The organism is Limnohabitans sp. MMS-10A-192 (genome assembly GCF_003063335.1).
Classification (GTDB): Bacteria; Pseudomonadota; Gammaproteobacteria; order Burkholderiales; family Burkholderiaceae_C; genus Limnohabitans_A.
Genome location: NZ_NERX01000001.1, coordinates 103214 through 117607 on the forward strand (window position 1 = coordinate 103214; position 14394 = coordinate 117607).

The 14394-nt window shown below is 61.6% G+C and carries 16 protein-coding genes; 8 read left to right on the forward strand and 8 right to left on the reverse strand.

The window, feature by feature from the left end:
* Window positions 1-50: 50 nt before the first annotated feature.
* Genes B9Z43_RS00545 through accD form a run of 6 tightly spaced genes read left to right on the forward strand, consistent with a single transcriptional unit; the run spans window position 51 to window position 6192 of the window.
* Window positions 51-1688, forward strand: coding sequence for a FimV family protein (locus B9Z43_RS00545; protein ID WP_158270038.1), 1638 nt, complete (start codon window positions 51-53; stop codon window positions 1686-1688).
* Window positions 1685-2470, forward strand: a complete 786-nt coding sequence (gene truA, locus B9Z43_RS00550) for a tRNA pseudouridine(38-40) synthase TruA (RefSeq protein WP_108322232.1) — start codon at window positions 1685-1687, stop codon at window positions 2468-2470. Before B9Z43_RS00545 ends, truA begins: the two co-directional genes overlap by 4 nt.
* On the forward strand, window positions 2467-3138 hold the full coding sequence (locus B9Z43_RS00555; protein ID WP_199222222.1) for a phosphoribosylanthranilate isomerase: 672 nt from the start codon (window positions 2467-2469) through the stop codon (window positions 3136-3138). Before truA ends, B9Z43_RS00555 begins: the two co-directional genes overlap by 4 nt.
* Before the next feature lie 20 nt (window positions 3139-3158).
* On the forward strand, window positions 3159-4442 hold the full coding sequence (gene trpB / locus B9Z43_RS00560; RefSeq protein WP_108322233.1) for a tryptophan synthase subunit beta: 1284 nt from the start codon (window positions 3159-3161) through the stop codon (window positions 4440-4442).
* 8 nt (window positions 4443-4450) lie between these two features.
* A complete protein-coding gene (gene trpA / locus B9Z43_RS00565; protein ID WP_108322234.1) occupies window positions 4451-5260 on the forward strand; it encodes a tryptophan synthase subunit alpha in 810 nt (269 codons plus the stop codon).
* Between the two features lie 59 nt (window positions 5261-5319).
* Window positions 5320-6192 (forward strand): acetyl-CoA carboxylase, carboxyltransferase subunit beta, encoded by an 873-nt coding sequence (gene accD, locus B9Z43_RS00570; RefSeq protein WP_108322235.1) that lies wholly within the window; start codon window positions 5320-5322, stop codon window positions 6190-6192.
* A gap of 67 nt (window positions 6193-6259) precedes the next feature.
* Here the strand turns inward: accD and B9Z43_RS00575 are convergent, their stop codons facing one another.
* Entirely contained in the window at window positions 6260-6808 is a 549-nt protein-coding gene (locus B9Z43_RS00575) for a YggT family protein (protein ID WP_108322236.1), read from the reverse strand.
* Window positions 6809-6840: 32 nt separating this feature from the next.
* Between B9Z43_RS00575 and B9Z43_RS00580 the strand changes: the two genes are divergently transcribed.
* Together B9Z43_RS00580 and lysS are read left to right on the forward strand one after the other, a co-directional pair.
* Complete coding sequence (locus B9Z43_RS00580) at window positions 6841-7527, forward strand: LON peptidase substrate-binding domain-containing protein (RefSeq protein WP_108322237.1); 687 nt, start codon at window positions 6841-6843, stop codon at window positions 7525-7527.
* An 88-nt stretch (window positions 7528-7615) separates the two neighbouring features.
* Window positions 7616-9169 (forward strand): lysine--tRNA ligase, encoded by a 1554-nt coding sequence (gene lysS / locus B9Z43_RS00585; RefSeq protein ID WP_108322238.1) that lies wholly within the window; start codon window positions 7616-7618, stop codon window positions 9167-9169.
* Window positions 9170-9236: 67 nt separating this feature from the next.
* Here the strand turns inward: lysS and B9Z43_RS00590 are convergent, their stop codons facing one another.
* From B9Z43_RS00590 to rnc, 7 genes are read right to left on the reverse strand one after another with little or no spacing between them, the layout of a single operon-like run.
* On the reverse strand, window positions 9237-9587 hold the full coding sequence (locus B9Z43_RS00590) for a hypothetical protein (protein ID WP_233249948.1): 351 nt from the start codon (window positions 9585-9587) through the stop codon (window positions 9237-9239).
* Window positions 9588-9611: 24 nt separating this feature from the next.
* On the reverse strand, window positions 9612-10697 hold the full coding sequence (nagZ, locus tag B9Z43_RS00595; protein WP_108322239.1) for a beta-N-acetylhexosaminidase: 1086 nt from the start codon (window positions 10695-10697) through the stop codon (window positions 9612-9614).
* Between the two features lie 35 nt (window positions 10698-10732).
* A complete protein-coding gene (gene acpS / locus B9Z43_RS00600) occupies window positions 10733-11131 on the reverse strand; it encodes a holo-ACP synthase (RefSeq protein ID WP_108322240.1) in 399 nt (132 codons plus the stop codon).
* Entirely contained in the window at window positions 11128-11877 is a 750-nt protein-coding gene (locus tag B9Z43_RS00605; RefSeq protein ID WP_108322241.1) for a pyridoxine 5'-phosphate synthase, read from the reverse strand. The genes acpS and B9Z43_RS00605 overlap by 4 nt, the downstream gene beginning before the upstream one ends.
* Entirely contained in the window at window positions 11874-12623 is a 750-nt protein-coding gene (recO, locus tag B9Z43_RS00610) for a DNA repair protein RecO (RefSeq protein ID WP_108322242.1), read from the reverse strand. Before recO ends, B9Z43_RS00605 begins: the two co-directional genes overlap by 4 nt.
* 9 nt (window positions 12624-12632) lie before the next feature.
* Window positions 12633-13688: a GTPase Era gene (era, locus tag B9Z43_RS00615; RefSeq protein WP_199222223.1), complete on the reverse strand. Its 1056-nt coding sequence runs from the start codon at window positions 13686-13688 to the stop codon at window positions 12633-12635.
* Window positions 13685-14389 carry a ribonuclease III gene (gene rnc, locus B9Z43_RS00620; protein ID WP_199222224.1) on the reverse strand — a complete coding sequence of 235 codons (705 nt, stop codon included), beginning with the start codon at window positions 14387-14389 and terminating at the stop codon, window positions 13685-13687. Before rnc ends, era begins: the two co-directional genes overlap by 4 nt.
* Window positions 14390-14394 lie beyond the last annotated feature (5 nt).

The following is a 14394-nucleotide window of genomic DNA, read 5'->3' on the forward strand; positions in this document are numbered from 1 at the left end:
TAAATAGGTCTGAGATCATGGGTGAAATGACGCTTAACGAAGCACGAATCTTGAAACTGAAAGCCGTCAGTGCTGGGGTATTGCTCGCTTGTAGTCTGCCCTCCCATGCTCTGACCTTGGGTAAGTTCCAGTCCTTATCGGGCATGGGAGAGCCTTTGCGAGCCGAGGTGGAGGTCACACAATTCACCCCAGATGAGTTGCGTGGACTTCAGGCTCAATTGGCCTCACCCTCGAGTTTTCGACAAGCGGGCATGGAATACAACGCCGCCTTGAACGATGTGGTTGCGCGTGTCGAAAACCGCAGCGACGGTCGTCCGTTCATCGTCTTGAATGGCCGAACACCCGTGCAGGAATCCTTCATCGACCTGATTCTGGAAGCACAGTGGTCCACTGGCCGTGCAGTGAAAAACTACGCTTTGCTGCTGAACTCTGCCAAATCCAATCCAGACAACCGACCAACCAGCTTGGCTGCTCCCCAGCGCATTCAGTCTGACGTCATTGCCTCCCCCATCACACTGGCCCGAGCTGCCTTGCCTGCCGTGTCACCCGTGTCTGGCGATGGCAGCCTGACCCCTTCCAGCGTGGAAGTCAACGCCAATCAGGTGCCTGTCTACCGTTTCGACGGGACAGGTGCCGCGCCTGCCGCTGCACCTTCAGCCATTGCGGTGAATGCCATACCGCCTGCAGCTTACGCACCTGCGCCTCGCCACACCACCTTCATGGCGGGTGGTGATACTTTGACCGTAAATCCTGGCGATACCGCATCGAACTTGATCATGGGTCGGCTGCCTGCCAACGTCTCAACAGACCAAATGCTTCTGGCCTTGGTCAGGGCCAACCCCAATGCGTTCATTGAGGGGAACGTCAACTTGGTGCGTGCAGGTACTGTCTTGCGAATGCCCAAAGCTGGCGAAGCCACTCAAATTTCTCGTGCCGAGGCCCGCCAAACCGTCATCGCTCAAAACCGTGACTTTGCGGCTTACGCTCGCCGTGTGGCCGAATCGCCTTTGCTGGTCGGCTCGGCACAAAGCCGCGAAATGTCAGGCAGCGTGGCCAAAGAATCGCCCAGTGCGCCATCCGCCAGCGCAAAACAAGACAAACTGACCCTGTCTAAAGCCCAAGTAGGCAACGACAGTGCAGAAGCCAAATTGGCTGCCGAACGCGAAGCCAAAGATGCAGCAGACCAACTTGGTGCATTGAACAAGAACATGCAAGACTTAGAGGCGTTGGCCAAAGGCAGCAAAACCGAGTCGGCTGTAACAGTCTCCTCCAACTTGCCTGACACCAGCTCTTCGCCATCCTTGGTGGACCAACTGAGCCAAAACAAGTCTGTTTGGGCATGGGTGATGGGCGCATTGCTTGCACTGTTGGGCTTGGTACTTTGGAGTCGCAGAAAGTCTGCGAAATCCAACGAGGTATTTGCCCCTTCCTACGATGACGTTCCCAGCCAACACGTGGCACCATCAACCAGCATTCCCCCTCAAATGGCAGGCATTGACCTGAATTTGAACAACAGCCCCGCGCCAGCCGTTCACGATGCCACCGAGCAAAACAAACTGGCCTTGGCCAGCCAATTGCTGGCCTCCGGCGACAAGGATCTGGCCCGCACGCTGATCATGTCGGTGGCCTCTACTGCCAGCGGCGATCTCAAGGCACGGGCATTGCAGATGCTCGGTCAGATCGCGTGAGGCTGGCGCTCGGTGTCAGCTACTCCGGCACGGCCTACCAAGGCTGGCAAAGCCAATCTTCCGGCCTGACGATTCAGGACAAACTCGAAAAGGCCCTCGCGGCCTTTTGCGATGTGCCCCGCGTGAGCACCTTGTGCGCCGGTCGTACCGATGCGGGGGTCCACGGCCTGATGCAGGTCGTGCACTTCGACACCGACCTGGACCGCACCCCCTACTCCTGGGTGCGTGGCACCAACCGTTTCTTGCCCGACGACATCGCCGTTCAATGGGCGCAATACGTGCCCGACAGCTTTCACTGCCGCGCCAGCGCCACGGGCCGACGTTATGTTTATGTGCTGCTCGACTCGCCAGTGCGCCCCAGCCTGGATGCCGGCCGCGTGGGCTGGTCCTACCGCCCCCTGGCGCAAGAGGCCATGCAACGAGCCAGCCAGCATTTGCTGGGTGAGCACGACTTTTCCTCGTTCCGCGCCAGCAGCTGCCAGGCGCTTTCACCCGTCAAAACGCTGCGCAAAATCGACATCTCCCGCAAAGGCCATTACTGGCGCTTTGAGTTTGAAGGCAATGCCTTCTTGCACCACATGATCCGCAACATCATGGGTTGCATGGTCCAGGTGGGCCAAGGCCAACAAAGTCCCGACTGGATGCTGCAAGTGCTGCACGCCAAGCGCCGTGACGCCGCAGCGCCCACCTTCTCGCCAGATGGCCTGTACTTTGCGGGCCCGATCTACGATGCACAATGGGGCCTGCCCGACACCACCCCACCCTTTGACTGGTTGCCATGACCGTGCAGCGCACCCGCATCAAAATGTGCGGCTTCACCCGCGAAGCCGATGTTGACGCCGCCGTGCAAGCGGGGGCCGACGCCATCGGCTTCGTGCTCTACCCGCCCAGCCCCCGAAACGTCAGCATCGCGCGTGCCGCCGAGTTGGCACGCCTGCTGCCCGCCTTTGTGACCCCGGTCTTGCTGTTTGTGAACGACACGCCCGAGCGCATCGGCCAGGCTTGCGCGGCTGTGCCTGGCGCGCTGCTGCAATTCCACGGCGACGAATCGGCCGAATTTTGCGAGGCCATGAGCCTGGCCACCGGCCGCCCGCACCTGAAGGCGGCGCGAATCCCCCTGACCGAAGCAGCCAGCTTTGACTTGGTAAAATTTGCCGAAATTCACCAAAAAGCCCAAGCCATCTTGCTCGACGCCCACGTCGACGGGTTCGGCGGCGGCGGAAAAACATTCAATTGGTCACTGCTTCCTCCAAGCGTCAATGCTCACCTCGTTTTGTCTGGTGGACTCACACCTGCAAACGTGGCCGATGGCATTCGCACCTTGCGCCCACGAGCACGGTCTTTGGCCGTTGACGTGAGCTCGGGCATCGAAGCGGGCAAGGGCCTGAAAGATGCCGACCAAATCCGGCAGTTTGTCTTGGCGGTTCGCGCCGCCGACAACGAATCCTGAATCCTTTTCCCAAGGTCACCATGTACGACTACCAACAGCCCGATGCCAAGGGGCATTTCGGCATTTACGGCGGCAGCTTTGTGTCAGAGACCCTGACCCACGCCATCAACGAACTCAAAGCCGCTTACGCGAAGTACCAGCACGACCCTGAATTCATCGCCGAATTCAAGTCCGAGCTGGCGCACTTTGTGGGTCGCCCCTCGCCCGTTTACCACGCAGCCCGCATGAGCCGCGAAATGGGTGGTGCGCAGATCTTTTTGAAGCGCGAAGACCTCAACCACACCGGCGCACACAAGATCAACAACACCATCGGCCAGGCCATGCTCGCCAAGCGCATGGGCAAGACCCGCATCATTGCCGAGACCGGCGCGGGTCAGCACGGCGTGGCCACAGCCACCATCTGTGCGCGTTACGGCTTGGAGTGCGTGGTTTACATGGGCAGCGAAGACGTCAAGCGCCAAAGCCCCAACGTCTACCGCATGAAGTTGCTGGGCGCGACCGTGATCCCGGTCGAGTCGGGCAGCAAGACGCTCAAGGACGCACTGAACGAAGCCATGCGCGACTGGGTGGCCAACGTCGACAACACCTTCTACATCATCGGCACTGTGGCAGGCCCCCACCCTTACCCCATGATGGTGCGCGACTTCCAAAGCGTGATCGGCGAAGAGTGCCTCACGCAAATGCCCGAGATGTTCAAGAGCCTGCAGATGGCGGAGCAGCAGCCCGACGCGGTGATTGCCTGCGTGGGCGGCGGCAGCAACGCCATGGGCATCTTCTACCCCTACATTGCCCACGACAAAACCCGCTTGATCGGCGTGGAAGCCGCAGGCGAAGGCATGGATTCGGGCAAGCACTCGTGCTCGCTGCAGCTGGGCAGCCCCGGCGTGCTGCACGGCAACCGCACCTACATCCTGCAAGACGACAACGGCCAAATCACCGAAACGCACAGCGTGAGCGCGGGCCTGGACTACCCCGGTGTCGGCCCCGAGCATGCATTCTTGAAGGACATCGGCCGCGCCGAGTATGTGGGCATCACCGACAAGGAAGCGCTCGAAGCCTTCCACTACCTGTGCCGCACCGAGGGCATCATCCCCGCGCTCGAATCCAGCCACGCTGTGGCCTACGCCATGAAGCTGGCCAAGACCATGCGCGCTGACCAGTCGATCTTGGTCAACCTGTCGGGCCGTGGCGACAAGGACATCGGCACCGTGGCCGACCTGTCCAACGCCGACTTCTATTGCCGCCCCAGCTGCCAAGGCCAGTCGGTCAAAGGGGCAGAGCAGCCCGTGAACTTTGTGAAGTGAGGGCTGACATGAGCCGCATCGATTCCACCCTCTCCCAGCTCAAGGCACAAGGCCGCAAGGCGCTGATCCCTTTTGTGACGGCAGGCTTCCCCTTTGCCGACAGCACCCCTTCGCTGATGCACGCCATGGCGGGTGCCGGTGCCGACATCATCGAGCTGGGCGTCCCGTTTTCTGACCCCTCCGCCGACGGCCCGGTCATCCAAAAGGCCGGCGACCGCGCCTTGGCCTATGGCATTGGCCTGGTGCAGGTGCTGGCCATGGTGCGCGCGTTCCGCCAGACCAACACGACCACGCCCGTGGTGCTGATGGGCTACGCCAACCCGGTCGAGCGCTATGACCAAAAATTTGGTGTCGACAGCTTCATCCGCGACGCATCCGCTGCGGGTGTGGACGGCGTGCTGATCGTGGACTACCCGCCCGAAGAATGTGTGGAGTTTGCCGCCAAGCTGCGCGCCCACAGCATGGACCTGATCTTTTTGCTGGCCCCCACCAGCACCGACGAGCGCATGCAGCAAGTCGCCCAAGTGGCCAGCGGTTATGTGTACTACGTCTCGCTCAAGGGCGTGACGGGCTCAGGTGCCCTGGACATCGACGCGGTGGAGTCCATGCTGCCGCGCATCCGCAAGCACGTGAGCGTGCCGGTGGGTGTGGGTTTTGGCATCCGCGACGCCGCCACAGCCACAGCCATCAGCCGTGTGGCCGATGCGGTGGTGATTGGCAGCCGCCTGATCCAGTTGATCGATGCCGAACCAGCCGATCGCGTCAACACCGTGGCCGCCGAGTTCTTGAGCGGTATCCGCCAAGCGCTGGACGCCTGACCCCGTCTGAAGTCGCTGACCGCGTTTCAACGATAATCCGCCCCTGAAGGAGAACCCTCATGAGTTGGCTAGAAAAACTGTTGCCCCCCAAAATTCAGCACACCGACCCGGCCGATCGCCGCTCTGTGCCCGAAGGTTTGTGGATCAAATGCCCCAGCTGCGAGACCGTGCTCTACAAGACCGACCTCGAAGAAAACCAGAACGTTTGCCCCAGCTGCTCGCACCACCTGCGCATTGGCGCACGAGCCCGTCTGAACGCCTTTTTGGATGGCGAAGGCCGCTACGAAATCGGCCAAGAAGTCGTACCCGTGGACGCCTTGAAGTTCAAGGACAGCCGCAAGTACCCCGAGCGCCTCAAAGAAGCCATGGACAACACCGGCGAGACCGATGCCCTGGTGGTCATGGGCGGCTCGGTGCACAACATCGAGTTGGTCGTCGCGTGCTTTGAATTCGACTTCATGGGCGGCTCCATGGGCTCGGTGGTGGGCGAGCGTTTTGTGCGCGGCGTGGAAACGGCCATCGCACAAAAAGTGCCTTTTGTCTGCTTCACGGCCACCGGTGGCGCCCGCATGCAAGAGGGTCTGTTGTCCCTGATGCAAATGGCCAAAACCAATGCGGCCCTGACCCGTTTGGCCAAAAAAGGCCTGCCTTACATCAGTGTGCTGACCGACCCCACCATGGGCGGCGTGTCGGCCGGTTTTGCTTTCGTCGGTGACGTGGTGATTGCCGAGCCCAAGGCCCTGATCGGCTTTGCCGGCCCCCGCGTGATCGAAACCACCGTGCGCGTGACCTTGCCCGAAGGCTTTCAACGTGCCGAGTTCCTGCAGACCAAGGGCGCGGTGGACTTCATCTGCGATCGCCGCGAACTGCGTAAGACCGTGGCCAGCACCTTGGCCATGCTGCAACGCCAACCGGCCGATGCGGTGAGCTGATCGCCCTGCGCTCCAAACAAAAGGCCCTCTCGCGAGGGCCTTTGTTTTGGTGCAGGCATAAAGCGCTTCAGTACATCCAGCTCATTTGCAATTGGGCCAGGACAATGCCCAGCATCTGCAACAGCAGCAGCAGGGCCAGTGGCGACAAATCCACACCGCCGACAAGCGGTATCCAGCGGCGAAACGGCTGCAAAAACGGGGCGCACAAACGCTCACTCAACACATGCATGGGCGAGCCGGGATTGACCCAAGACATGACGGCCAACACCAACACCAAAGCCCCCAACGCAGACACCACCAACTGCACCAAGCCCACCAGACTCACCAGCGGCAACAAACCCAATGCACCGCGCCCACCCGCCAAAAACCAGAGCAGGCCAAACTGCGCCAGCTTGACCAACCAAGCCCCCAGCAGACTCGACAGATCCCAGCCCGACCCCGCGGGGATGAGCTTGCGCAAAGGCAAGACCAGCCAATCGGTCACGGCAAACACAAAGCGCCCAACGGGCTGTTGAAACGAGATGCGCTGCCATTGCATGACAAAGCGCAACAAACAGGTGCCCGCCACAAGGCCCGCCAGCACCTCCAAAACCATGTTCACCAAATGCATCCACATCGCTTTTGTCCTCCTCGTGCGATGATACCCAGATGCCTGAAAGCCAAGCCCCATCCCCCGAAACGCTGACGGAATTGCCCCTGTTCCCATTGGGAACGGTGCTGTTTCCGGGCGCCCTGCTGCCCTTGCAATTGTTCGAGCTGCGTTATTTGCAGATGATTGGTGAATGCGAACGCCAAGGCACAGGCTTTGGGGTGGTCACTCTGACCCAGGGGCGTGAGGTACACCGCCCTGGTTCAGCGGCCGAGCAGTTCGAGGCCATGGGCACCCGGGTGCAGATCGAGCGCATCGAGCGGCCCCAGCCCGGCTTGGTGATGGTCTGGTGCCGGGGTGTGGAGAAGTTCCGCATTGAAGCCACGCAGCAGCGCAGCGACGGCCTGTGGTTGGGCCGGGTGCAATTCATGCCGCCCGAGCCCGCCGTGCAAGTGCCTGAAGACCTGCAACACCTGTCCACCCAAATGCACGAGGCCCTGACCCAGTTGAGCGCCCAGCCCAGCGTGGTGCCGCCATGGAACGAGGCCTGGCGGCTGCAGGACTGCAGCTGGCTGTCCCAGCGCTGGGGTGAGTTGCTGCCCCTGCCTTTGCAGATGAAATACCGCCTGTTTGCCCTGCAAGAGCCATTGATGCGACTGGAGTTGGTGGGCGATCTGGTGGCCCCGGCCGAACCATCCGCCAAGAACCCGAGCGGTCCCGGCGAAAAGCCCCCGGCAAACTCTTAAAATAGATAGCTTTGCGCCTTGGCGCAATCACAGTTCCCCGCAACCCCGGTTCAGGTGCACAGCGCACCCAGCCTAACCACCGCCCGCCATGTCCGATACGAACGCCAACGCCGCAGCCGCACCAGCCCCAGAAGATGAAAACCAGCTGATCGCCGAGCGCCGCGAAAAACTCAAGGCCATGCGCCAGGCGCAGGCCGACGGCAAAGGCGTGGCATTCCCCAACGACTTCAAGCCCGAGCACCACGCGGCCAACCTGCACCAGGCACACGGCGACAAAGTCGCCGAAGAACTGAACGGCGAAGGCGTGGCCAAGACCACCGCCAAAGTCGCAGGCCGCATGATGCTCAAGCGCGTGATGGGCAAGGCCAGCTTTGCCACGCTGCAAGACGCCACGGGCCGCATCCAGGTCTATGTGACCCGCGACGATGTAGGAGAAGACCTGTACGCTCTGTTCAAGCACTGGGACTTGGGCGATATCGTGGGCGTGGAAGGCCACCTGTTCAAAACCCGGACGGGTGAGCTGTCGATCCACGCCACCAGCATCCGCATGCTCACCAAGAGCCTGCGCCCCATGCCCGACAAGTTCCACGGCGTGGCCGACCAAGAGGTCAAATACCGCCAGCGCTATGTGGACCTGATGACCGACGAAGCCGCCCGCAAGCGCTTTGTGCTCCGCAGCAAGGCCGTGAGCGGCATTCGCGAATTCATGGTCCAGCACGGCTTTTTGGAAGTCGAAACGCCCATGCTGCACCCCATTCCCGGTGGTGCCAATGCCAAGCCGTTTGTGACGCACCACAACGCGCTGGACCAAGAGATGTTCTTGCGCATCGCGCCCGAGCTGTACCTCAAGCGCTTGTTGGTGGGCGGTTTTGAGCGTGTGTTCGAGATCAACCGCAACTTCCGCAACGAAGGCATCTCGGTGCGCCACAACCCCGAGTTCACCATGATGGAGTTCTACGCAGCGTACTGGAACTACCAGGACCTGATGGGCTTTACCGAAAGCCTGATCCGCGACGCGGCCATGACCGCTGCGGGCACGCTGGACCTGAGCTACAACGGCAAGCCGGTGGACCTGAACAAGCCTTTTGCCCGCATGACGATCCGCGAAGCCATCGTCAAGCACACCGAGGCGGGTGACAACGTGGACAACGCCGAATGGCTGATCAACGCCCTGAAAAAGCTGGGCATGAGCGAAGCCAAAGACAAGCTGTCCACACGGAGTCTCGCCAGCTTGCAGGTGTTCTACTTTGAGGAAACCGTGGAAGACAAGCTCTGGGAGCCGACCTTCATCATGGAGCACCCCACCGAAATCTCACCCCTGGCCCGTGCCAACGACACCCGCCCCGAAGTGACCGAGCGCTTTGAGCTCTACATCACTGGCCGCGAGTTCGGCAACGGCTTCAGCGAGTTGAACGATGCCGAAGACCAGGCCGCCCGCTTCCATGCCCAAGTGGCCGCCAAAGACGATGGCGACGACGAAGCCATGTACTACGACCACGACTTTGTGCGTGCCCTCGAATACGGCATGCCGCCCGCAGGCGGCTGCGGCATTGGCATCGACCGCCTGATGATGCTGCTGACCGACAGCGCCAGCATCCGTGACGTGATCTTGTTCCCTGCCCTGAGGCACGTGCAGGAATAAGCTCAGCGCACACACAAAAACAAACCCGGCCTGGGCCGGGTTTTTTCATGGGTGCATCTCTGCCTTATCAGCTTCGGCGTTCGGGTGGCTCACCATGTGGCAATCGCGGCGCGTCTTCGACCACCTCACGCACTTCGACATCAACCACCTGATCGTCGAAAGAGCGAGCCTGCGCACGGCCCCAAGCCTCTTCGGATCCGGGGGCGGTTTGCCCACGGAAACCGCCCTGGCCAAAGTTCTTGCGCATGGCACTGAACTGTTGCCAGACCATCACCACCTGCGGCTTGCGCCCAGTCAGCAGCCAGCGCAAGGTGGCCCACACAATGTATATGCCCAACGCCGCCACCAGGCCCAGCAAAAAGGCCAGGCCCATGAAGGTCATGAACAGGCGGAACACCCAAGTCAGCAAAGTGGCCACAAGTTTCTCTTTCTCAATACAACATCAAGGCAGGCGGTCAAGCGCCTGCATGTAATCGGCCGAGCGCACCAGCTCGTCCCAGGGGCGGGCGGGCGAGCGCGGCAGCAGGTTCAGGCGGCGCTCTTCACTGACCTCGTTGGGCTGCCATTGGCCTTTGACTTGTGCCTCGGCCAACTGGTCGAGCACTTCGTCGAGTTCTGCACCGCCATTCACCGCCGAGCGGTTGCACAGCAGCGCCAAGTCACAGCCTGCCTGCAGGGCAGTGATCACCGCCTCGGTGTAGCTGAGGGTGCGCCCGTCCATCTGGCGGGCGGCAGCCATCGACAGGTCGTCGGTGCAGACCACGCCCTGAAAGCCCAGCTGCGCACGCAGGATGTCTTGCAGCCAGCGTGGCGAAAAGCCTGCCGGGCGGCTGTCCACCTTGCTGTAGATCACATGGGCGGGCATCACCGCAGTGAGCACGCTGGTGAGCCAGCGGTAAGGCTGTGCATCGTCGGCCAGAATGGCTTTGAGGCTGCGCTTGTCCACCGGCAGCGCCACATGCGAGTCGGCCTTGACGGCCCCATGCCCGGGGAAATGTTTGCCGCAGTTGCCCATCCCTGCTTGCAAGAGGCCCTGCATCAGGCTGCGGGCCAGCAGGCTCACCACACGCGGGTCGCGGGCGAAGGCGCGATCACCGATGACGCCGCTTTCGCCATGGTCCAAATCCAGAACCGGGGTGAAGCTGAAATCGACGCCGCAAGCACGCAATTCGCTGGCCAGCACAAAGCCCGCCGAGGTGGCCGCTTCACAGGCTTTGAGCACGCCCGAGCCGGGCTGGCCTTTGTCGTCTTGCGACCACAACTCGCCCAAAGCACGCATGCTGGGCAAATGGGTGAAGCCGTCGGTGCGAAAGCGCTGCACACGCCCGCCTTCGTGGTCCACCGCGATCAAGAGGTCAGGACGGAGGCTTTTGATATCAGCACACAAGTCGGTGAGCTGTGCTCGGCTGTGCCAGTTGCGGCCAAACAAAATCATGCCACCGGTGAGGGGATGCGCCAGGCGGCGGCGGTCCACAGCCGTCAGGCTGTGGCCTTCGATGTCCAGAATGAGGGGGGCGTGGAGGCTCATGCGTGTCTCAGCAGTTCAGGGTCAACAAAGAAAAATCAAGAGGTCCGGGTTTCGACCACACAAAAACTCGCGGCGTATTCGGATTCGTCGGTCACCGTGATGTGGGCGCTCAGGTTTTTGGCTTCGAACCATTCTTTGAGCACCCCGTGCAAAACGATCACCGGCTGACCGCTGTGCAGCTTGCCTACTTCGCACAGCCGCCAGGTCATGGGCATGCGCATGCCCAAGCCAATGGCTTTGCTGAAAGCTTCCTTGGCCGAAAAGCGCGTAGCCAGGTAACGCACGCCCCGCTCGGGCCAACGCGCGCTGCGGGCCTTCCAGTTGGCCATCTCGGCATCGCTCAGCACCTTGGCGGCAAAGCGCTCACCGTGCCGATCCAGGCTGGCCTGGATACGGCGGATGTCGCAGATGTCGGTGCCAATGCCGTAGATCATTTTTTCAGGCCATCCAGATAAGCCTGCACGGTGGCGGCGTAACCGAGCTCCAGCGCATCGGCGATCAGGGCGTGGCCGATCGAAACCTCCTGCAAACCCTTCACCGCCGCCACGAAAGCGGGCAAGTTGTCGCGGTTGAGGTCATGCCCCGCGTTCAGGCCCAAGCCCACCTGGGTGGCGGCATCGGCGGCATCGGCATAGCGCTGCAACTGGGCCGCATTGTCTGGCGTGCCCCAGGTGGCCGCATAGGGCTCGGTGTACAGCTCCACCCGGTCAGCACCCACAGCGCGGGCTGCGGCCATCTGCTCAGGGATGGGGTCCATGAACAGGCTCACGCGCACGCCCAGCGCTTTGCACTCGTCGATCAATGGCTTCAAACGCTCAGCATCTTGCGGAAAGGTCCAGCCGTGGTCGCTGGTGAACTGGCCTTCGCTGTCGGGCACAAAGGTCACCTGGTGCGGACGCACGGTACGCACATGGTCCATCAAGTTGTGGAAGGGGTTGCCTTCGATGTTGAACTCGCGCTCGGGCCAGGCTCTCATCAACGCCGTCAGCTCGCTCACATCGCTGGCACGGATGTGACGCTCGTCAGGTCGGGGGTGGATGGTGATGCCCTGTGCACCCGCTTGCAGGCACAGCGCGGCCGCACGGGTCACGCTGGGGATGCCCAGGTGGCGCGAGTTGCGCAGCAGCGCGACTTTGTTGACATTGACCGACAGGGCCACGCGTGAGGCAGAAGTGTTCATAAGGTTTGCAGGTCCAGCATCATTTGACGGGTGCGCAAAGCGCCCACACCGCAATGGTAGTTGAGCATCAGGCGCATGGGGCGCTGCAATTGGACCAGCAAGTCCGCGCAGTCGCGCACCAAGGCGGTCATCGGGTTCGCATCGTCCAAAGCAGCTTGCAGCGCCAGCCACTGGCCGCCGGTCAAGGCGCTGCGGTCATCGGCGGGTACCCATTGCAGCCCGGCTTCAGGCACCAGGGCATAGTGTTCATCCGTCACCACGGCTTTGAGGGTCAGCGTCTGGGCATTGAGCGCTGGCAACAGGCCAATGTCCTTGAGCAAGATCAGCTCAAAGCCCCGCAAAGCCCATTGCAGGGCACTGGGCTCGCCACTGGCCAGCAGGCGCACGGCGGCGGCATAGACCTCGAACAAACGGGCATGCGGATCGTCACGCACCAGCAAACGCATGAGCAGTTCATTCAGGTAGTAGCCCGACAGCAGGGCCTCGCCCGTGGGCATCACATGGCCGCCCACCCATTCGGCCGACTTGAGGGTGCGGATGTCGCCATCGCCACCGAAGGTCAGCGACAAAGGCTGCAAAGGCAAGAGCACGGGGCGAAAGCTGGAGCTGGGGCGCTTGGCCCCTTTGGCCACCACCGCCACGCGGCCGTGGTGACGGGTGAACACCTCCAGGATCAGACTGGTTTCGCTCCAGTCGTAGCGGTGCAGCACATAGGCTGGCTCATCCGCGATCCTTAGGGTCGCCATGCTGGGTTTTTATTCGTAGCCGAAGGAGCGCACGCGGGCTTCATCGTCGGCCCAGCCAGAACGCACTTTGACCCACAGCTCGATGAAGACCTTGGCATCCAGCAGCTTTTCCAGTTCCATGCGGGTCTCGGTGCCGATGCGCTTGAGCTTTTCGCCCTTGTCACCGATCACCATGGCCTTGTGGCCCTCGCGCTCGACCACGATGGTGGCCGCAATGCGCAGCATGCGCTTGGAGGTGCGGCCTGGCTCTTCTTCGAACTTGTCGATCACCACCGTGGAGGTGTAAGGCAACTCATCGCCCGTCAGGCGGAACAACTTTTCGCGCACCATTTCGCTGGCGAGGAATTTCTCGCTGCGGTCGGTGAGTTCGTCTTCTGCGTGCCACCAAGCTTGTTCGGGCAAATACTTCTCGCAAATGTCCACCAAGCGCTCGATGTCTTTGGGCTGCTTGGCAGACATGGGCACAAACTCGGTGAAGGCGTGGCGCTCTTGCATCTCGCGCAACCAAGGCGCGATGTCGCCCCGGCGGTGCACGTTGTCGAGCTTGTTGGCCACCAGCAAGACCGGGATACCGGGCTTGAGCAGGGCCAACACCTTGGCATCGGCATTGGTGAAACTGCCCGCCTCCACCACGAACAGCACCAGGTCCACATCGCCCACAGCGCCCACCACGGTTTTGTTCAGCGACTTGTTGAGCGCCGTGCCATGGATGGTCTGAAAGCCGGGCGTGTCCACAAACACGAATTGGTTGGCCCCTTGCGTGCGGATGCCGGTGATGCGGTGGCGCGTGGTTTGCGCCTTGCGCGACGTGATGCTGATCTTTTGCCCCACCAAGGCATTGAGCAAGGTGGACTTGCCCACGTTGGGCTTGCCCACGATGGCGACCAGGCCGCAACGTTGACCTTCGACCGCCACAGGGGCCGCGATGGTCACAGCGGGCAAGGCGGCGGCTTCGCTGCTGTCACGCGGCTGAATGATCACGCCTGCGATTTGCACCGGGCGGCGCACGATTTGCTCGTGTGCTGTGCGTTCGGGCTCATCGCCCTGAATTTTGTCGGTGCTCATGCGGCGCTTTCTGATTTGAGGATTTTCAGCAGGGCTTCGGCCGCTGCTTGTTCTGCTGCGCGACGCGACGCGCCCGAGCCTTGTTGGGTTTGGCGCAATTCAGTCACTTCGCAAGAGACTTCAAACACTTGGCGGTGTGCGGCCCCCGAGGTGCCGATGACGGTGTATTTGGGCAAGGCCAGCTTGCGCCCTTGCAGCCACTCTTGCAGCTCGGTCTTGGGGTCTTTGCCCACGGCCTGCATGTCGGGTTTGATGTCGACCTTGGCAAACAAACGCTCGACCAGCGCTTGGGCGTCTTTGTAGCTGCCATCCAAGTACACCGCGCCGATGATGGCTTCCAGCGCATCGGCCAAAATGGACGGACGGCTTTGCCCGCCCGAGCGCATCTCGCCCTCGCCCAGTCGCATGACAGCCGACAGGTCCAGCGTCTTGGCCAGTTGGTGCAAGGTGTCTTGCTTGACCAGGTTGGCACGCACGCGGGACAAATCGCCTTCGGGCAAAGTGGCCAGCTGCGCATACAAGAGGTGTGCCACCGACAGGTTCAAGACCGAGTCACCCAAAAATTCGAGGCGCTCGTTGTGGTCTGCGCTGAAGCTGCGGTGCGTGACCGCTTGCTGCAACAAGCCGGGCTGGCGAAACGCATAGCCCAAGCGGATTTGCAGTTCAGACAATGCAGGAGAAACAGCGGATGTGATGGCCACGCTCA